This window comes from Paenibacillus donghaensis (assembly GCF_002192415.1).
GTDB lineage: Bacteria > Bacillota > Bacilli > Paenibacillales > Paenibacillaceae > Paenibacillus_AQ > Paenibacillus_AQ donghaensis.
The window spans coordinates 7612646-7632323 of sequence record NZ_CP021780.1 but is presented as its reverse complement, the minus strand read 5'-3'; the positions used below and the strand labels follow the sequence as shown (position 1 = coordinate 7632323).

Genomic DNA, 19678 nt, shown 5'->3' with positions numbered 1-19678 from the left:
CGGCGCTCTAAATGATTCTTATTTCTCGCAGAAACGGATGCCTTCTCTTTTAGAGAAAGGCATCCGTTTCTTCTTGTCAGCAGCCAAGCTGCTTTACCTATTTAGCGTCTGCGTCTTGCAATTCCAGCTTTTCTGCGGAGCAGCAAGCCGAAGCCAACAATCGCGAGACCAGCGGCATAATAAGGAGCCGGGCTGGACTCTCCAGTCTGTGGCAGTTTGTCGCTTACCGTTACTGTTCCCAGAGGAATCTCCTCGTCAGGGATGAGGATTTCCGGCTCAGGATCTGCAGCCGGTGTAGGCTGTGGCGTGACAGCTGGCGTTGGCTTAGGTGTTGCAGTAGGTGCCGGTGTCGCTGTAGGTGCAGCCGTGGCTACAGGTCCCAGTGGCACCTCTTCATCCTCAATCAGGACTTCATCGTCAACAATTGTTCCAATTGTAGTCAGACCTGTAGGGGCTGGCGGTACAAATGGTGTGAATCCAGGATCATTTGTTGGTGCTGGTGCAGGTGTTGCTGTTGGTGCAGGTGTTGCCGTTGGTTCTGGTGTTGCTGTCGGTGCTGGTGTTGCTGTTGGTTCTGGTGTTGCTGTCGGTGCTGGTGTTGCTGTCGGTGCTGGTGTTGCTGTCGGTGCTGGTGTTGCTGTTGGTTCTGGTGTTGCCGTTGGTTCTGGTGTTGCCGTTGGTTCTGGTGTTGGTGTTGCTGTCGGTGCCGGTGTTGCTGTTGCTGTCGGTGCCGGTGTTGCTGTTGGTGCCGGTGTTGCTGTTGGTGCCGGTGTTGCCGTTGGTTCTGGTGTTGCTGTCGGTTCTGGTGTTGCTGTCGGTTCTGGTGTTGCTGTTGGTTCCGGTGTTGCTGTCGGTGCTGGTGTTGCTGTCGGTTCCGGTGTTGGCGTTGCTGTCGGTTCCGGTGTTGGTGTTGCTGTCGGTTCCGGTGTTGGTGCTACCGTCGGTGTCGGCGTTGGTGCTACCGTCGGTGTCGGCGTTGGCTCTGCCGTCGGTGTCGGTGTTGGTGCTACCGTCGGTGTCGGTGTTGGCTCTGCCGTTGGCGTTGGTGTTGGTGCTACCGTCGGTGTCGGTGTTGGTGCTACCGTCGGTGTCGGTGTTGGCGTTGCTGTCGGTTCCGGTGTTGGTGTTGCTGTCGGTGTTGGTGCTACCGTCGGTGTCGGTGTTGGCTCTGCCGTTGGCGTCGGCGTTGGTGCTACCGTCGGTGTCGGTGTTGGCTCTACCGTCGGTGTCGGTGTTGGTGCTACCGTCGGTGTCGGTGTTGGTGTTGCCGTTGGTTCTGGTGTTGCTGTTGGTTCTGGTGTTGCTGTCGGTTCTGGTGTTGCTGTCGGTGCTGGTGTTGCTGTCGGTTCTGGTGTTGGTGCTACCGTCGGTGTCGGTGTTGGTGCTACCGTCGGTGTCGGTGTTGGTGCTACCGTCGGCGTCGGTGTTGGCTCTGCCGTCGGTGTCGGCGTTGGTGCTGCCGTCGGTGTCGGTGTTGGTGCTACCGTCGGTGTCGGTGTTGGTGCTACCGTCGGTGTCGGTGTTGGCTCTGCCGTTGGCGTCGGCGTTGGTGCTACCGTCGGTGTAGGTGTTGGCTCTGCCGTCGGTGTCGGCGTTGGTGCTACCGTCGGTGTCGGCGTTGGTGCTACCGTCGGTGTCGGTGTTGGTGCTACCGTCGGTGTCGGTGTTGGTGCTGCCGTCGGCGTCGGTGTTGGCTCTGCCGTCGGTGTCGGCGTTGGTGCTGCCGTTGGTGTCGGTGTTGGTGCTACCGTCGGTGTCGGTGTTGGTGCTGCCGTTGGCGTCGGCGTTGGTGCTGCCGTTGGCGTTGGTGCTACCGTCGGTGTCGGTGTTGGCTCTGCCGTCGGCGTCGGCGTTGGTGCTACCGTCGGTGTCGGTGTTGGCTCTGCCGTCGGTGTCGGCGTTGGTGCTACCGTCGGTGTCGGTGTTGGCTCTACCGTCGGTGTTGGCTCTACCGTCGGTGTCGGTGTTGGTGTTGGTGCTATCGTCGGTGTCGGTGTTGGTGCTGCCGTCGGCGTCGGTGTTGGCTCTGCCGTCGGTGTCGGCGTTGGTGCTGCCGTCGGCGTCGGTGCTACCGTCGGTGTCGGTGTTGGCTCTACCGTCGGTGTCGGTGTTGGTGCTACCGTCGGTGTCGGCGTTGGTGCTACCGTCGGTGTCGGTGTTGGCTTTACTGTCGGTGTTGGCTTCACTGTCGGTGTTGGCTTCACTGTCGGTGTCGGCTTCACTGTCGGTGTCGGCTTCACTGTCGGTGTCGGCTTCACTGTCGGTGTTGGCTTCACTGTTGGTGTCGGCTTCACTGTCGGTGTTGGTTTCACCGTCGGTGTTGGCTTCACTGTTGGTGTCGGCTTCACTGTCGGTGTTGGCTTCACCGTTGGCGTTGGCTTTACTGTCGGTGTTGGCTTCACTGTTGGTGTCGGCTTCACTGTCGGTGTTGGCTTCACCGTTGGTGTTGGCTTCACTGTCGGTGTTGGACACGGCGTAGCCGTTGGCTTCGGCGTGGCCGTTGGTTTCGGCGTAGCCGTTGGTTTCGGCGTAGCCGTTGGTTTCGGTGTTGCCGTTGGTGCTGGTGTTGCTGTTGGTGCTGGTGTTGCCGTTGGTGCTGGTGTTGCTGTTGGTGCTGGTGTTGCCGTCGGTTTTGGTGTTGCTGTTGGTGCTGGTGTTGCTGTTGGTGTTGCCGTCGGTTTTGGCGTTACTGTCGGTTTCGGCGTTACCGTTGGTGTTGCCGTCGGTTTTGGCGTGGCCGTTGGTTTTGGTGTTACTGTCGGTGTTGGTGTCGGCGTTGTTCCCGGATCATCGCCATCATACGGGTGATGGTGGAACTCTCCGTAGGCTCCTTTTATTGAAGCGGCGACCATCGTGCCATTAATCTGTCCATTGTTGAATTCAACCGCTGCACGCGGAGCAAGCATACTGCCCATAATATTGATGCCGCCTAATTCCATCTGGCTGGCCTGGTACACATTAAACAAGATTTTTCTGCTGTTGAGAGTGTTGTTGGGAAGAAAAGCAAAATTCTTCATATTTACGCTGGAACCGCTGATATTAATAATTGCTGTAGAACCTGAAGGAATGTTGATGGTGAAGCTAGTACTGCTGGATACATTGCTGCCCAGTACATCAAAGACATTAACACCTGGTTCGGTACCCGTTAAGGTAAGACCGCCATGTTTGAATTCAGTGCTGCCCGTTGCGGGATGAGCTGCAAGCTCATCTGACTTCGCACGCAAGGATTGGAAGGCAGCGGAGAAATCAATCGGGTAGCCCGTCGTCCTCGTTCCACCCTTCATAAGCGTTACATCACCGCTAAACTTCCCCCCATGCACAATGTTTCCATACACAGATCCGCCATTAAAAGCGAGATCCCCGCCTACAACAAGTGTGTGTGCCGATGGAATCTCGCCATCTGACAACCTGTCGCCCACGCTATAATTAGAAACATGCACATTGCCACCCGCAGCCATCCTCCCCTCTGTGTCTGAAAGGGTGGTGATATCCCCCAGCACAAACACATTGTATTTGCCGGCGATTCCCAGCAACGAAGAACCGCTTGCTCTGACAACACCATTACCCAGAGTGAAAAAACCACTGGTCGCCAGAACTATAGCCAGCGTTAACGAGAGCGCCGCTTTCAATTTTTTTCTCAGCATGAACACCTCCTAATAAAATATAATATTCGGAACAATGAATAGAACCGCCCGTCTCTTAAACTGCAAAATAAAAAGACTGCCACGAAGTAGATTTCTCTCTTCATGGCAGTCGGACGATCATTGCGCTAATACGGCGCTTTAGACTCCTGGCTTTGCGTCCCGTCCTTTCGAACGGTTTGCGATTATACATGATTATGTTATGGAGTCGCTTCAATTATGTATGAAATCATCGGGTCTATGACATTTGTTACTTTTGAACTAAACATAGTGTATCTGCTCTCCCCATGTATTGTCAATCTATTCCTTTTAAAACTTTTTCGCAGGTGTAATCCTTGCTCCCTCGGAAAATAAAGCGCTTCCAAAACTATCGCTGAATCCTTATTATATCCCTATTACCCTGGAATTTCGTCAGCGTCCTACAGCATGAGCAGGAGTCAACAGGTCCAAAGTCTCATCCAATTAAGTGCCGCCCACTTCCCAAGCGAACTGCTTATTAGAGCAGCTGGAACCAGCCAATCAACGACATCCACAGCGGAACGCTCAAGCACAGACCAAACATTAATCCACGGCGAAGGTTGCCTTCATGATTCATCCTCATTTTCTTTTTGCTCCTTTGGCCCATCAGCCCGATATATATTACTTTTTATTATTTCAATTTTAATATAAATGTATTCAACACTATTTGTTGTGAACAATGTCACATTATTTGAACTGTTTAGAAATACCATTGATTATTTTTCAGCAAAGAGGTTATGATACGAATATACGTTCGTATATTAGGTGGTGAAGGTTATGCACAGAGCAGACAGCAGGGACCATATGCTCGTGAAGTCCTATATTCTGCTTCCGCTGATCTTAAGTGCTTTTGAGCGGGATAGCGCCATCATGTCGGCACATCTGCGTACACCCGCCCCCTACCTGGAAGCCCTGAAGATCGCATCGTCCACAGCTACGGTAGACCTAAGAGACGTCCGGCAAGAAATGAGAACACGCGGAATCAAAGTATATGAGCAACATCGGCTTAAGATCGGCATTGAAGCAAAGTTTATCTGCAGGGGGTACCATGACCGCATGCTGCTGCTGAACGATATTATCGCCGCCCAGGCCGCAATCCATATGCGCCGCTATCTGGGTCTGGATATTTCTTCTTACAAGAGCTATGAGGAGCAATATCAGCTAAAGTCAAAAAAATAGGCCCCACCTTCTCCGGCAGGACCTGTCAACTATATACAAAACACTGGGGGTGTTTGGTAGTTCTTAGTATATCCCCCTAACCTGAAAACAAGCTGATTATCACATGAAAATAACATTAATTTTTTGAGTCCTAATTACCTAATCCACAGCTACAAAAGGACGTCCATCAGCAAACTGCACCACTGCCACACAGGTTTCACGCATCAGGCTGTGCTCGGGATCGGCAAGCCGGTGGTAGACCAGGTACCAGTCCTCTCCATGAGTGGTTAGTGAGGCATGTCCTGTACCCACCGCCTGCTCTGAAGCGAGCGTCAGCCGATTATTCTCGGGAACCTCGTAAGGACCGTAGATATGGCTGCTGAACGCATAAGCAATCTGGTAACGCGGATCACGGGTATCGTAATTGCTCCAGGTCAGCCAGTATAATCCGTCTTTTCTCTGCAGATGCGGCCCTTCATTGTAGATGGAAATGTCGAATTGTGCCGGATCGGCGCCCTTCGCCCGGTAGATCTGGTCCGAGAGCGGCAACGGCTCGCCTGCAAAAGAAATCATATCCTCCGCCAGCGGCGCAATCCAGCATTTCCCCTGGCCCCAGAGCAGATAAGGCTGTCCGTCCTCGTCCACGAACAGATCGGCATCAATGGATTGGCAAGCGTATTGGTCCTTGGTAATCAGCGGACGCCCCAGCAGATCCTTGAAGGGACCGGTAGGCGTATCGGATACGGCCACTCCTATCTGTGCTTCCGCCGTGAAATACATATAATATTTGCCCTTGTATTTGTTCACCCCCGGCGCCCAGGCCTGCGAGGAGGCCCAACTGACCTCCTGCAGATCAAGCGTTACCTGTGGCCCCTCCCAGTGGATCAGATCGCGGCTGTGGAACACATGAAACTTCTCATACTGCCAACCGTCGCTGTCCTTGGTCGGGTACAGATAATAATCGTCACCGTCACGCAGAATGAATGGGTCCGCCCAATAACCGGGTAAGACGGGATTATGGATATCCAAGTTGAGGTCCTCCTTATTCTTTCACCGAGCCCAGCGTAATGCCGGATACGAAATATTTCTGCAGGAACGGATAGATCACCAGGATCGGCAGCATGGTTACGACAATTTTGGCGGCATTGAAGGTGCGTTGCGAGAAGTTGATCAGATCCTCCGCCCTAGTTGTCGATGAAACGACCGGCTGCACCACCAGCTGCTGGATATACGTCTGCAGGGGAATGTTGCTCTGCTTGTTCATCAGAATCATTCCGTCAAAAAAGGCATTCCAATGGTTCACCACACTGAACAGCGTAACTGTGGCAATCGCCGGCAGCGCCAGCGGCACGGAGATGCGCAGCAGCATCCGCCAAGGACCGGCCCCATCCACCGTCGCCGCCTCCGAAATTTCTTTAGGCAGATTGCGGAAGAAGTTCATCAGCAGAATGACATTGAAGATCGGCACGGCCGTTGGCAGCGTAAGCGCCCAGATGGTATCGGTCAGCTGCAGATTCTTGATCACCATATACCAGGGAATCAGACCGCCGTTGAACATCATGGTGAAGACGATAATCCAGATATAGAGGTTCCTGCTCTTGAATTCCGAACGTTCCTTAGCCAGTGGGAAGGCCATCAGGATCGTAAGCACGAAGTTGATCGCTCCACCGATCAGCACCCGTTTGACCGAAACGCCAAAAGCATCAAAGAACCGGTGGTCGCTGAGCATATATTTGTAGGAATAGAACGTGAAGTCCACTGGAAACAAGGTCACCTGGCCGGCCGCCGCCGCCGATTTCCCGCTCAGCGAGAGCGAGACAATGTACACCAGCGGCAGCAGGCAGAGCAGTGTAATAACTATCATTAGCAGCAGCAGCAATACGTCTGTTGTTCTTATACGCCGTTTGACTGAAGGCAGCATGAGCGAACCCTCCTTTCCCTGCAAGCATAGCTTGTTCTAAAAAATACGATAGTTGGCATACTTGGCAGCCAGGCGGTAGGAGATGAAGATCAGCACAAAGCCGACCAGTGATTTCATGCTGCCGACGGCAGTAGCAAGCCCAAATTGGTATTGCACCAGCCCTATCCGGTACACATACGTATCAATAATATCGCCCGACTGGTAGACCAGCGGATTGTACAGGTTATAGATCTGATCGAATCCGGCGTTCAGCACCTGGCCGATATTCAGGGTAGTGATCAGCACAATCGTCGGCAGGATGCCGGGCAGCGTGACACTCCACATTTTGCGCAGCCGTCCGGCCCCGTCAATCTCTGCTGCTTCATACAGCGAGGGGTTGATCGCAGTCAGCGCGGCCAGGAAGATGATCGCATTGAAGCCAAATTCCTTCCACACATCACTGAGCACCACGACAATCGGAAACCAGAAATTGCTTCCCAGGAAAAATACCGATTCGCCGAACACCCCTTTTACCAGCTTGTTCACAATCCCCTGTGCGGACAGCATATCGGTCAGAATGCCGGCCAGAATGACCCAGGACAGAAAATGAGGCAGATAAATAATCGTCTGGAACCAGCGCTTCATGCGGTTGAACATCAGCTCATGCAGCAGGAGCGCCGTTCCTACAGGCACGATCACCTGCATAATCATTTTCAGAATCGAAATATACAGGGTGTTGAACAGAATTCGCTTGCTGTCATCCAGCTGGAACATATAGACGAAGTTATCGAATCCCACCCATTTAGAGCCTGATATGCCTTTGACCGGAATAAAATCCTGGAACGCGATGGCGATGCCGAACAAGGGGATGATGCCAAAAATGATAATAAACAGCATTCCCGGAGCAAGCATCAGGTGATAATGCAGCGCATTGCCCTTCTTCCCCATGTTTTCCCTCCATTCCTTACTCTATTTAATGGTGCGGGGTCTACTTCTCAATTTCGGCCTGAACCTCTTCGGTGATCTGATCGCCGCCTTGGGATTTCCACTTCTCTACGAAGCTGTCGAAATAATCGACCGATTCCGAGCCCATAATAATCTTCAGCATGGTTTCGTCCTCAAGCTTCTGCAGATTGGCCCATTTGCCCCGCATCGTATCGGTCTGGTCATAGAAGACACCCTGCTCCTGATGAACCCCGTCTCCGGCCAGCACCAGCGCTCCTGTCAGGAAGGCGTGGCGTTGTGACCAGGCAGCCATATCCTTTTTGGGTGTTTCCTTGTCCTTCAAGTAAGACTCGTATATCTGCTTGGCTTCACCCTGAAGCGTATCGGCGGCCGCACTGCCGTCAATAACGGCTTGAACCGCAAGTGCTTTTTTCTCCTTGTCGTCATAATTGCTGAGCAGCAGCGAGAACGGCATATTTATCCATTGGTACGGGTCCTGGTCCACAATGCCTTCGCCTTGCAGCTGGTCCACGTCAAACTGCAAATTTAAGGTTTTCAGCACGGCTTCGGGATGCTCATATCCTTTGCGGACGACCAGGTAGCTGCTGCTGGCGGCGCCCATATGGGTGTTAAGCTTGCCCTCCGGTCCGGCAGGGGCGAGATAGGCTGTCCATTCTGCTTTGGAGTCCTGGCTGACTGCATCATTCAGAGGCGAAAACGGCAGCCACCACGGTCCGAAGAAAATTCCCGCTTGCCCGTTGACCACAAGCTCTGTTGCCTGCTCCGGCTTCTTGACGGCAAATTCCGGATCGATCAGCCCTTCCTTAACCATGCTCTGCAGCTTGGCGAGCGCTTCCTTCATCTGCGGCTGAACAGAGCCATAGGCGGCTTTGCCCTGCTCGTCCCTCATCCACAGCTCAGGGTAGGCACCGAAGGAGCTGAAGATGGTGTCGAAGCCATATTGGCTGGTGCCGACATTCACTATCTGCTGGGTGCCGAGAATACCGGATGCCCCTTTTTTATCCTGAAAAACCTTGGTTACGGCAATAATGTCATCCAGCGTCTTCGGCGCTGTCAGGCCCAGCTCATCGAGCCAATCCTGGCGCACCCAGAGCAGATTCTCGGCATCGGCGCCGGGGCTAACGTTCGGGAACGCTCTCAGCTTGCCGTCGAAGGTTGCCGAATTCAGGCTGTAGCCATTCGTTGAGTCATACGCAGCCTTCAGATTGGGGGAGACATAATTCTCATAGACCGCTGTCAGGTCTTCCAGCATGTCCGCGTTCACCAGTTGAACCAGTTGCTGCTTATCGACCACCATCACGTCGGGAAGATCGCCGCCGGTAAGGCTGAGGCTAACCTTCTGTCTGTAAGCATCTCCCGAGTTCGTTGCCTGCCAGGCATTCTCATATTTGACGTTCAGCTTCTCCGAGAAATAACGGGTCAGCTCGTTGTCCTCCACCGTTGAACCATCCGGCAGTTTCGGGTCCACCGCCGCCTCTTTGCCGATGGTTATCGTCACCGGCTCCGCCATGGGCGCATACGGATCTTGTTTGCCTACAACGTTCTCTTTTCCATCATTGCCGGAATCGGCTGTATTGCTGCCCGAATTGTCCGCGGCATTGGAGCAAGCCGACAACACCAATATGGAGCCTAGCAGAATCGCAGCCAGCCTATGTTTTTTCATGATTTGTCTCCCCCTGTAGCTTATTGAGATTACTCTTCAAGTATAAAGTCAAACCCCCGAAAGCCGGGTCAGAAACGCGTTCCCGGTTCGAGGGTTATTGTATCCGCTTTCAATAAGATCAGCTACCTCCCTCTGACCATTTTCAGAGGTGCAGCTTACCAGATTCCTACTCGACACGCAGCGGGTTCTGGTTTCTGTAAGCCGAGGGCAGCATTCCGTATTGCTGCTGGAACATTTTGCTGAAATATTTCTCGTCTTTGAAGCCAACCTGCTGGGCGATGCTGTAGATCGGCTTGCTGCTCTGCAGCAGCAGCTGGCGCGCCTTGTACAGGCGCAGTTCCTTCACATAATCCTGGAAAACCTTGCCGGTAACTCCCTTGAAGCTCTGGCTGAAATAGGTGCGGCTCATATTCGCTACATCCGCCACTTCATTCTGGCTGAAATCCAGTTCTTCCTTGCCATGCATATATACGACAGCCTGCAGAATGCCCTGAACTACCTCAGCCGCGTGTTTCTCGCGGAACAGCAGGTTGCGCAGATAACTCCGCTCCTCCTGCAGCACCTCGCGCCATTCCTCCCAGCGCCGGCTCTGCTCCAGCCGCGAGATCCAGCGCAGCGAATGCTCCAGTGACAGCAGCAGATAACCGGACTTCAGCAGCACCGGGAACACCATGTCCTTCAGCTGCGACTGCGGCAACCGCAGCTCAGCGGTCAGAGTCAGCAGCTGCTCAAACGATTCGTCCTCATACAGCCAGCGCATTCCTTGCCACAGGGCTTGGCAGACTTCTGCGGAAGCCTGCTGCGCGCTGTCGCCATGAGGCATAAGCTGTGCTTCAGTGCCGGGAATCCCGTGTAGGCGTACCGGTGATTCCCCCTCATAGAACAGCGGATGCAGCGAAGCTTCCTGCTGCTCCGGCCGATTGTCCGCCCGGCTCCGCACACTGGCCGCAATCCGTTCCAGCACCTCGTCCATCACATCGGTCTCCAGATCATTTTTGACCACATAATCGATGGCACCGCGCCGGATCGCCTGCTGGGCGAAGGCAAATTCCTCATGGCAGGACAGCACCACTACGGCAGTCCGGGGATACTGCAGCTTCAGCTGCTCCATCAGCTCAAAGCCAGACATTTCCGGCATCATTAGATCGGTGAACACGATGTCCGCCGGCTCAGCGGCCATACATTCCAGCGCTTTGGTGCCGTTCATCGCTTCCGCGATTACCTTCATCCCATATCTGTCCCAGGGCATCATCGAGATCAGCCCTCTGCGCACCAGCTTCTCATCATCCACGACCAAGACCTTCATGTCCTGCACCATCCCTTCCTCTGTCTGCATCCAGCTTCGGCAATATGATCGATACGGTGGTTCCGCCCGGATCTGCGCTGGTAATGGCAAGCTTGCTGCGGCCCTCTGTGAAGCTGCTCAGACTGCGGACGACATAATTCAGCCCGATCCCCATACCTGACGATTGGTGGCTGTCCTTGTCACCACTCAGCATATCTTCAATCTGAGCAGCCGTCATGCCTTTGCCATTATCCCTGACCTCAATCACAATATGGTCCAGCCTGTCTTCTGCGCTCACCACAATCACGCCGCCCGTCTCGGGAAGGCCATGATAGAGCGCATTCTCCACAATCGGCTGCAGAATGAAGCGCGGCAGCACCACCTCCATAATCTGCTGCGGAATGTCGTAGCGCACATCGAATTCATAGTCATACCGAATCTGCTGCAGCTCCACATAGTCGCGCAGTGACTGGATCTCATCCTGCAGGGTGACAATTTTGCCCGATTTGGCCAGGTTGTATTTCAGCACCTTGGTGAACAAGGAGAGGAAGCGGTCAATCTCCTGCTGCCCGTTCATCCGCGCCAGCCACTGCGCCGTGTTGACTGTATTATAGAGAAAATGCGGATTGATCTGCGCCATCAGCTTCTCCATCTCGATCTCCTGCTGCTCCTTGACCTTATGCTCCACCTCCAGGATCAGCTCGCCGATCTGATGCTGCATGCCATTGAAGCGGTCAATCAGATAATCGAACTCCTTCAACCCTGTGGCCGGAAGGCCCACCTGCGCACGCCGGTTCGTCAGATCACGCAGCCCCCGGTGCATGCCCTGCAGCGGCCCAAGCACTACCTTCCAGATACGCAGCGCGAGCAGCAAGGAGATAATCAGCGCCAGCCCGGCCACCAGGGAGAACCCGACCATCCAGGTCCGGCTCTCCCGGTGATAATCCTGCTTACTAATGAAGACAACCAGGTTCCAGCCCTGCTGCGCCGTCTCCTTGAAATCATAATAATCCTGCCGCTGCTGATCGTGGTACACACTTCCGTCCGGGAACCACTCCGGCTTGTCGCTGTAGAGCACAACCCCGTTTTTGTCCGTTAGCAGATGGAAGGCATTCATCCCGTATTGCTCCTTATTCAGCACCTGCTGCAGCACTTTTGAATTCGTTTCCACATAGGCATAGAGCGGATGCTCGGCATCGCCCATTTTGCGTACAATCGAGAACACCGGGGTATCGTTGTATTTATATAGGGTCAAATGAGGACTGTTATAGGTGATATCCCCCCGTACAGCCATCACGGGAAGCTTCGATAGATCGGGCTGCTTGTCCCGGGTCAGCAGGGTCTCATACCGCAGCCGCTGCTCTTTGCCGTCGTAATAGAACATCAGGCCGGTATTGAGGTTGGAGGCGTTCAGCAGATTAACATTGCGCTGGATATCGTTGTTGATCTGGGCTGCTTCAAAAGGGTCATTCGTCTCCAGCAGCCGTTTCATATCGGCTCCGACGAACCCTTCAAACGACATTTGCTGGGATACATCATACAGATTGCTCAGCGTGGTCTCCAGTGTCTGCAGCACGCGCTGCAAATTGCCTTCGATCCCCTTTTCTATTTTGTTGTCGAGAATCGAAGTCATAGAGTACAGCGCAAGCGTACCTGTCATAATCAGCGGAATCATGGCGCTGGTCAACAGCGTCCAGTACATCTGCCCGCGCAGCGTATCCCTGCCGAAGGACTTGCGGAGGGGTCCGGTGTTTAGCTTCATCTCTTCATCTGCCTTCTGTGATTTCTGCCTCAATGATCATTAGCCTAAAGCGTTTATCCAAAATATAAGCGTTACCAACAGACTCAATCCGGCTACCGGAAAGACGATCTTTCTGCTCACCCTATCTTTGAACGTATAGATCCAACATGCTATACAAATCCACGCAATACATAAATTTGCAAATCCCATCGAGAATCCTCCTCCTTACAGGTAAACTTGACTTCACACTTTTATTATAACAATGAATTATAGATATATCTTTACTTAGGTGGGTAATGGATATGAGAAAAAGGCGAGGCCCCCGAAATCCCGGAAAGCCCCGCCATGATTGAGTTGTTAAGGATGCTGGTGAAGGGAATTGAACCCCCGGCCTACGCATTACGAGTGCGGACAATGCGGGTTTTTTATGGTTTTATAAGGTCACATTAGCCTTCAACCCCTTATGAAACCTACGTTTAAGGTTCCGCAAGTTGTTGTTAGGTATTTCATGACGGTAGAAGAATCGGTAGAAGCGCAGGCTATGAGAAATAAAAAAAAGCCTCTGCGCTTGGCAGAGACTTCGCAATAATTACTTGGTTACACTGGCCGTCTTTGTAATGTTGTCCCATCCAATCTCAGCACCTAACGCTTCGGTTACGGCACGCAAAGGAATATAGGTTGTCCCGTCAATCAGCAGAGCATCAGCCTTCAGCTTCTGGCCGTTCACAGTTACTTTCGCTTTAGTCGCTTTCACTTCAAATCCCTCCTTCGCTTTCAAATCGCCGTACAGCCGCGCCCATGGAAATTTAGGTCCAGGACAATAGGGCTTACGAATTGGGTCAATCTGAAAATGGCCGACTATATGCTTGCGGTCCAGCGTGATAGGCTTGCCATACAGACGTTCTACCTCGTTGCTAATGAATGTGTGTAACCAGACCGTTGCAGCATACTGAGCCTCCGTAAGCATACCGTCCGTGCCTTCATGCTCAATACTGACACTATACTTGTTCGGATTGACCGGAGCCATTTCCTTAACAAGCGCTGATGGGGCCTTGCGTGTGTCAGCAGCCACTAATCCGTTTCCCCATGCCATTCGCTGGATATCGACGTACTGGTGGATTGCTCCGGCTTTGGATACACCAAAATGGGCGCTGCTGACCTCGTTGCCTGAAGACTGGAACCAGTTGTCCATGCTGCCCATTGACCCGCCGCTGATATGATCCACTATCATGATAGGTATATGGCCGTCTCGGCTGCTGCTGTTGGTGTACTTATTCCCCTTTTGGATAATCTGCATTACTCATCAATTCCTCTCTTGGTCTGCTGGACAAGCTGATTACCATATACGGCTACTGCGCCGCACAAGATGCCTTGCAAGAAGCTTTCGACAGTGAACCCCAGCATAAAAAATACAATGATGATGGACACCAGCGTAACAGCATAGATGATTGTCCAGTTCGGCACTCGCGGCGTTTGCTTCAGGATATATCCAATAATCCAGCATGCCGCCACTACCATGAGCAATTCAGGCTTAATAAATTCAGATACAATGTTCCATTCCATTCGACTAACCTCCAGTAAGTTTAATAGCTGCAATGATAGCAGCAATAACAACGGTAATGATTGATCCCCCAATAGTGCGCCACAGCCATCGCTGGCCGTCCTCGATCCGATCCAGCCGGTGATGCGCCGATTTAGTAGACTGCATCGCCTCACGAGCTAGATCGCGTGTAAGCTCAATTGTCGTTGTCAGTGTCGGTACTACTTCAAGCGTCTTTTCCATTCGCGCCAATTGAATCTGAATCTCAACCAGCTTATCCTCAGCAGCCACTGTTCCTCCTCCTCCCGGCATTATCCTTCCCCCTCTCTTGTGATCTCCCTGAAAAGCAAAAGACACGCCTACTTGGGCGTGTCCTCTATTTTGTAGTATTCAATTCAGGCTTCCACCTCCTTGTCAGAATCACCTGAAGGCTCCAAGGAATTAATCTCGGCTATCCGCTTACTCAGTGACTCCCTGATGCCTTCTAAGACCTTGACTTCTTGCCCTGGATAATAAGCCATCACCGCTGAGATCACCGCGCATACCTCCGGGACGGTTGGTTCAATTTCAATGGATAGCTTGTTTCTGATTATGGCCATCTTTGTTTTCCTCCTATGGACAAAATAAAAGAGCCTCACGATATCGAGACTCTTTACTGAACATTTATTTTTGGACTTCGGCAATTTGGGCATCGAGATCGGATAGTTGCTGCTGAAGACTGGTCAGTTCAGCTTTTATCTCTTCCAGTCTTGTGTTTCCTTTTTTCTCAGCTGCCTGCCAATCGGGAATCGATTTAGAATTTGGGTTTTCTTTGATCAGCGTTGTATAAAAATCCACTTGATGATTTCTGTATTCCTCCACATGGGCTTGTTTCTTGTCAATGGCAGTAACCAACAATTCCCGCTCTGCACTTAATCCCTCCGCTGTTGTAGGGGTTGCAGTCGCTGTTGGAGATGACTCGCTTGTTAAAGGTATTTTTTCCTCCATGATAATTTTCTTCCCCTCCAGGCTCAGTGTAACTCCAGCAGCATCAGATACGGCTCTGACCGGAGCATAAGCCGATCCATTAATAACTACTGCATCAGCCACTTTCTTACCATTCTTCTCGACTGTAAACAGACCCTGCACCTTCTGCCCGATGAGACTTGTTGGTGCGGCAAAGGCTGATGCACCAGCGAACAGCATAACGCCGACGATTATGCCAGATACAAACTTTTTCATAATATAACAACCTCCGATGGTATTTTACCCCATCATACCATTACGTCATGATACTGAGAAGGTGCCACCCCAGTTAACTGCACCAGCAATGCCATGGTTATGCGATCCAAGATTTACAGTGTGAGAATGGGATATGCTCGCCTTATTACTTATTGCTGCATATAGGTCATCTATTACATCCTGAAGGCTCATTGCTTCGTTATCGCTACGAAATTGTGACCATGAGGGAATAAAAACGTTGCCGGAAGGGGCTAGAACCACTTTTGGTCCAGCTAGCCTTGTCTCGGCAAAACCGGATAGCACCAGCCCAAGGCTCGGTGAATTATAAATGGTGGACTCGTTGCCATTTGACAGGAATTGAATCTTGCTGACTCCCCCATCAAACGCAGGGATCAATACACCGTTGTTCTCATCTGCGTAAACCCCGAACGCAACGCTTGAAGGGTCAATCTCCACTCGTGGGTATACCCCATTCAAGCCAGTCCGTATCAACGCGCCTGTCACTCGGCCGCCGTTAATATCCGTCCCGTTGATCTCGCCGCCATTAATCTCTGACGCTGTGATCGTACCGCTGAACTCAGCGCCAACCGCCTTCATGTGACCGGCAGGGTTGACGCTGAACGGCGCATTCGCGAATGCTTCATTCCCTAGCCATATGCCCCAATCACTGGCGCGGAAGGCGTTGTGTCCGCTGCCGATCATGATGGTGCCGCCTTCGAAGGACGATGCAATGATTTTACCTGAAAATACCCCATTTCCTTCGGTGTCCAGATATATAACATCTGTCCAACCAGACCCACTTCCGTTGCCCTTCTGAATCTTGATTCCCTCGGTGGCATTCATCACGGTCCGGGCCATCTTGTCGCTGCGGATCGCCTCGAATCCAACCTCCGGGCCGATCCGGGTACCGTTATACACTTTGTCTTTGACGATGGTTGTCTTCTTCAGGCTGACTACTGCGTCCTTAATGCCGGTGATCGCATTGGATATGACCACTTTACTGTTGATCCGGCGGCGCGGGCTGTACGTGTACCCGATGATCCGCTGCTCCTCATCGATCCCAAGCTCCGGGTCCACGATAAACACGGAATCCCCCAAGTCGAACTCTTCCAGCCCCGCGAACTCCGGCAGCTCCCGCAGCTCCTGCACATCCACCTCATAGGCTGTGATGATCTCGCCGGAACGGGTGTCTACGTCTTTGATAATGCCCTTTAGGTTTTTGCCAAGCAGGAATTGAACACCTCTTAGCTGCCCACGTGGAGCCAACAGCGATATCGTGTGGCGTTCAAACAGTAGCTCCCCACCAGATAGCGCCGCAATCTCCATCATAATGGCCCTGGCGTTGATATTCTCCTCAGCCAGATCCACAGAGATATAATTCCCGACCTCCACGGTACCAACGGTGAATCCGGTACCGTCCAGGATCATCGCCAGCAGATCCGCAGGCGTTCCCGCGTGAACGAATCCGTCCGCCCACTCAAACCGCAGCAGATTATAGGCCACCTGTTCACAGTCCACTGCAACAATTAAGGACCCGCCTCCATCGCGGGTCCTTCGGTGATGAACTATGTTAAATAATTGATCTTCTACCTCAACCAAATTGCCATCGACTAGGTACTCGCTTTTGCCATCCTCATCAATTATCGCCGTGAAGGACAGTTTGTATTCGCCGTTGATTGTCTCCTGAATGGAGTCGTTCAAGTAATGGTCTATGATAGCCAATGCCCCATGATCAGGGCCTAATATTGTAAGCAAGGGTTAAACCTCCTTTGCTGCGCAGTATGCGGCGTTCTGACTATTGTTCTGATTTATACCTAATCCAAGCATTTGAAAAAACGGACTTAGCTGCTTTCCAATATGGCGAGAGAAAATAGCCTAAAAAAATACCGCTCAAAAACGTTATCATTTTCATCCTCCCTTTGTTGCGCAGTATGGTCCTACTCCGTGACATCATTTCCAATAACTACACCAGGATTTCCGACAACAGTACTATTGCCAGGCACATCCTTAGTAACAACGCAGTTGGCACCTATTTTTACGGAGTTGCCAATTGTCACCCCTCCGATAATCACAGCTCCTGCTCCTACTATGCAGTTGTCACCGATAGTCGCAGCTTTACGGTCTGCTCCCTCCGCAATTGTGACACGTTGGTATATGGTGCAGTTTTTCCCGATTTTTGCAAAATGAGAAACTACTATCCCATTTAGTCCATGATAGAGCGTAGGTGGTCCAGAAAACTGCGCACCAGAACCTAAGTCTGTTCCCATAGATGCATTGTTAAAAGCATCCATACGTTTTATTCTCAGCAAGTAAATTAATCTGGTAATTTTCGAACGATTTGATGTTGAGCTAACCACTTCATTTCTCATGCGCCAGTATTGCTTATGATTATATCGTTGAACAGTATTAATAACTGACCTAACAAATGGATGACCCATATCTACGTTCACAAAGACCACCGCTTTCCAAAAGGTATAATGTATCACTACAAGTCTATAGTTTACTTCATGGTAGGTAGTTTTGGGAAGATTAAACTGTTGCACCACTTGCATCCTTCCATACTGTACCATTGCCACATATCTGTTTTTGCAGAGTATCGTCGAAATATTGAAAACCTTTGATTGGTTCGGGTCTTGCTGATGTGGCACCACTCAATATTACATTTCCCCCAATAGGAGTAATTCTCACATACTTCACTATTAAATACGAGCCTGCTGGGAGGCCGTTTTCGTTATTAAGGTACATCTGAAGTCGACGAGTACCTTTTTTCATCTGACCACTATTATAAACATATTGTTTTTTGATAAATGTCAAAGACTCTGGAAGTGACGCGGAAAACTTTGCTCCTCCGTCAGTGTTTGGAAGTTGTTCTTCGCTGTCCAAACCTAGGCGATTAAATTGGAACACTGCCTGGCCTGCTACCCCACCCTTGTTACATTTATACTCGATCTCTATTAGGTAGTCCAAATACGGGTTAATATACGTGTAGTTATTGTCTCCATATTCCAGGAAACCGCCTAATTCTGGATTTATAATGAGGCATTTAAAACCCTCGCATTCCGCAAGGTCGCTCCTCACTCTTGCGGACGAATAAGGGTAATAATTAAAGTCAAAAGTTTCGTTTGGCTTAATAGATACGCGTGAGTACCCTATCTCTGCCTTATTATTTGTGATGTCATAAATTCCGTTAATGTTAATTGTTGGTGACAGGGGCACTCTTTCAATGACAGCAGTATTACCGTAAAGTGGGGTGAGCGAATTACTTGGGAGTGGGTAAGGATCTGAAAATGATGAACCAGATACACTAATATTATCCCATGCAGCGCCCCCCCAATTAACTACAGTTCGTGCGTATTTGTTTTGCTCATAATACCCTCCCTCAACCACTAAACCTCTGAGTGTGTAGCCTGTAGATTTATCTAAATATAGGCCAGCGCCTGTGTTATACTCGAACACATAATCCCGTATCCTGATCCCTAAACCCCCGTCAATATACATTGCGTGCCCACTAGAGGGAGTAGCCTCGGACGAAAGATTATCTGCATCAAACCCATTTTTTGCGATATATAAGCGATTTAAACTCACATCATTGATTTGTGAAATTCCGGTGCTTTTTAAATAAATCCCCCCCAGTTTGTTATATGCAATTGTTACAGAATCAAGATGGGTAGTAATAACATGATTAGTCGTACAGAACTCGACCCCATACCCTGCGGAAGTGTATAAATGTATATTTTCAAGATTACAACCGTGCTTAATGTACACATTGCTCCCGGTGCCATCGTATTTACTCTTTATAAGTAAATTTTTAATTGTTGCGCGAGCTTCAACCGAAACAGCATGACCGGCTCCCTCAAACAAGAGTATAGTATCTGGGCTTGCTCCCGATAATATAAATTTATCCTTACTTAACACAAGCGTAGTGGTGTATCGATACGTCCCAGGAGGCAGGTATACGTACATCTCACTGTCGCACATAGCCTGCAACCCAACTGAGTTATCATATACCCCATCGCCAACTAACCCATAGTCGTCAATTGACACGGATAATTGAGCTGTAGTTACCTTCGCAATATCCGCCAACTGCGCAGTATGCTTCTCGTACTCATCGTTCAGCCGATCTCCCAAAGTAGAGTAGGTTTCTCCAGAAACACTCACCCGGGCTGCAGCAGCTTCAGGTCCGCTGTCTCCCGATATGATGGCTTGATCCAACTGATCCTTCACGATATCTACAGCCTGCTTCAGGTTGTCGGTTCCAGTTACCGCGCCCTCATAGGTGATGTGCTCGGCAGCATGCGCCACACCTGAAGCTTTATGCTGGTCAATATCCCCCTTAGCCTGTGTAATCCGTACCTCATGATTGTCCAGCTCGCCCTGCGCGGACAAGATCCGCCCTTCATGGTTTGTAATGTTTTGACCGTGCACCGCCAGTTCACTGTTCGCCCTTTGGAAGTTCCGGTTGATCTTCGGATAGGCGGCAGACAGTTTGTCCGCCACATTCCCGTTGTCCGCGCCTTTGATTAACTCAATTTCTGCCATCACATT

General features: G+C 51.2%; 16 protein-coding genes, 1 tRNA gene and 1 riboswitch. Of the genes, 1 reads left to right on the top strand and 16 read right to left on the bottom strand.

The annotated features are described in order from the left end of the window. Nucleotides 1–101 precede the first annotated feature (101 nt). On the bottom strand, nucleotides 102–3644 hold the full coding sequence (locus B9T62_RS40335; protein ID WP_211296387.1) for a choice-of-anchor A family protein: 3543 nt from the start codon (nucleotides 3642–3644) through the stop codon (nucleotides 102–104). Nucleotides 3645–3745: 101 nt separating this feature from the next. Continuing rightward, nucleotides 3746–3835: riboswitch (cyclic di-GMP riboswitch) on the bottom strand. Between the two features lie 601 nt (nucleotides 3836–4436). Between B9T62_RS40335 and B9T62_RS34610 the strand changes: the two genes are divergently transcribed. Continuing rightward, nucleotides 4437–4838 carry a YhjD family protein gene (locus tag B9T62_RS34610; protein ID WP_087919404.1) on the top strand — a complete coding sequence of 134 codons (402 nt, stop codon included), beginning with the start codon at nucleotides 4437–4439 and terminating at the stop codon, nucleotides 4836–4838. 138 nt (nucleotides 4839–4976) lie between these two features. On the opposite strand, the gene B9T62_RS34605 is transcribed toward B9T62_RS34610, so the two are convergent. The 15 genes from B9T62_RS34605 to B9T62_RS34540 all read right to left on the bottom strand — a co-directional run bounded on the left by B9T62_RS34605 (nucleotide 4977) and on the right by B9T62_RS34540 (nucleotide 19672). Then, entirely contained in the window at nucleotides 4977–5846 is an 870-nt protein-coding gene (locus tag B9T62_RS34605) for a family 43 glycosylhydrolase (RefSeq protein ID WP_087919403.1), read from the bottom strand. 13 nt (nucleotides 5847–5859) lie between these two features. Continuing rightward, the gene (locus tag B9T62_RS34600) at nucleotides 5860–6738 is read right to left on the bottom strand and encodes a carbohydrate ABC transporter permease (RefSeq protein ID WP_087919402.1); all 879 of its coding nucleotides are present in this window, start codon (nucleotides 6736–6738) and stop codon (nucleotides 5860–5862) included. A gap of 36 nt (nucleotides 6739–6774) precedes the next feature. Next, entirely contained in the window at nucleotides 6775–7665 is an 891-nt protein-coding gene (locus B9T62_RS34595; RefSeq protein WP_087919401.1) for an ABC transporter permease, read from the bottom strand. A 40-nt stretch (nucleotides 7666–7705) separates the two neighbouring features. Then, nucleotides 7706–9346 carry an extracellular solute-binding protein gene (locus tag B9T62_RS34590; protein WP_087919400.1) on the bottom strand — a complete coding sequence of 547 codons (1641 nt, stop codon included), beginning with the start codon at nucleotides 9344–9346 and terminating at the stop codon, nucleotides 7706–7708. 166 nt (nucleotides 9347–9512) lie between these two features. After that, nucleotides 9513–10652: a response regulator gene (locus B9T62_RS34585; RefSeq protein WP_169834481.1), complete on the bottom strand. Its 1140-nt coding sequence runs from the start codon at nucleotides 10650–10652 to the stop codon at nucleotides 9513–9515. Then, nucleotides 10630–12426 carry a sensor histidine kinase gene (locus B9T62_RS34580; RefSeq protein ID WP_157794129.1) on the bottom strand — a complete coding sequence of 599 codons (1797 nt, stop codon included), beginning with the start codon at nucleotides 12424–12426 and terminating at the stop codon, nucleotides 10630–10632. The genes B9T62_RS34585 and B9T62_RS34580 overlap by 23 nt, the downstream gene beginning before the upstream one ends. Nucleotides 12427–12736: 310 nt before the next feature. After that, nucleotides 12737–12823 (bottom strand) — tRNA-Leu (locus tag B9T62_RS39730). Between the two features lie 138 nt (nucleotides 12824–12961). Further along, a complete protein-coding gene (locus tag B9T62_RS34575; RefSeq protein ID WP_087919397.1) occupies nucleotides 12962–13669 on the bottom strand; it encodes an N-acetylmuramoyl-L-alanine amidase in 708 nt (235 codons plus the stop codon). Beyond that, complete coding sequence (locus B9T62_RS34570) at nucleotides 13669–13935, bottom strand: phage holin family protein (RefSeq protein ID WP_087919396.1); 267 nt, start codon at nucleotides 13933–13935, stop codon at nucleotides 13669–13671. Before B9T62_RS34570 ends, B9T62_RS34575 begins: the two co-directional genes overlap by 1 nt. Nucleotides 13936–13939: 4 nt before the next feature. Beyond that, nucleotides 13940–14224: a hemolysin XhlA family protein gene (locus B9T62_RS34565; RefSeq protein WP_087919395.1), complete on the bottom strand. Its 285-nt coding sequence runs from the start codon at nucleotides 14222–14224 to the stop codon at nucleotides 13940–13942. A gap of 83 nt (nucleotides 14225–14307) precedes the next feature. After that, entirely contained in the window at nucleotides 14308–14511 is a 204-nt protein-coding gene (locus B9T62_RS34560) for a hypothetical protein (protein ID WP_087919394.1), read from the bottom strand. A gap of 64 nt (nucleotides 14512–14575) precedes the next feature. Continuing rightward, nucleotides 14576–15133: a hypothetical protein gene (locus B9T62_RS34555; RefSeq protein ID WP_087919393.1), complete on the bottom strand. Its 558-nt coding sequence runs from the start codon at nucleotides 15131–15133 to the stop codon at nucleotides 14576–14578. Nucleotides 15134–15178: 45 nt separating this feature from the next. Then, nucleotides 15179–16888 carry a phage tail protein gene (locus tag B9T62_RS34550; protein ID WP_087919392.1) on the bottom strand — a complete coding sequence of 570 codons (1710 nt, stop codon included), beginning with the start codon at nucleotides 16886–16888 and terminating at the stop codon, nucleotides 15179–15181. 182 nt (nucleotides 16889–17070) lie between these two features. Continuing rightward, nucleotides 17071–17676 (bottom strand): serine O-acetyltransferase, encoded by a 606-nt coding sequence (locus tag B9T62_RS34545; RefSeq protein ID WP_157794128.1) that lies wholly within the window; start codon nucleotides 17674–17676, stop codon nucleotides 17071–17073. Further along, entirely contained in the window at nucleotides 17663–19672 is a 2010-nt protein-coding gene (locus B9T62_RS34540; protein WP_087919390.1) for a glycosyl hydrolase family 28-related protein, read from the bottom strand. The genes B9T62_RS34545 and B9T62_RS34540 overlap by 14 nt, the downstream gene beginning before the upstream one ends. Nucleotides 19673–19678: the final 6 nt, after the last annotated feature.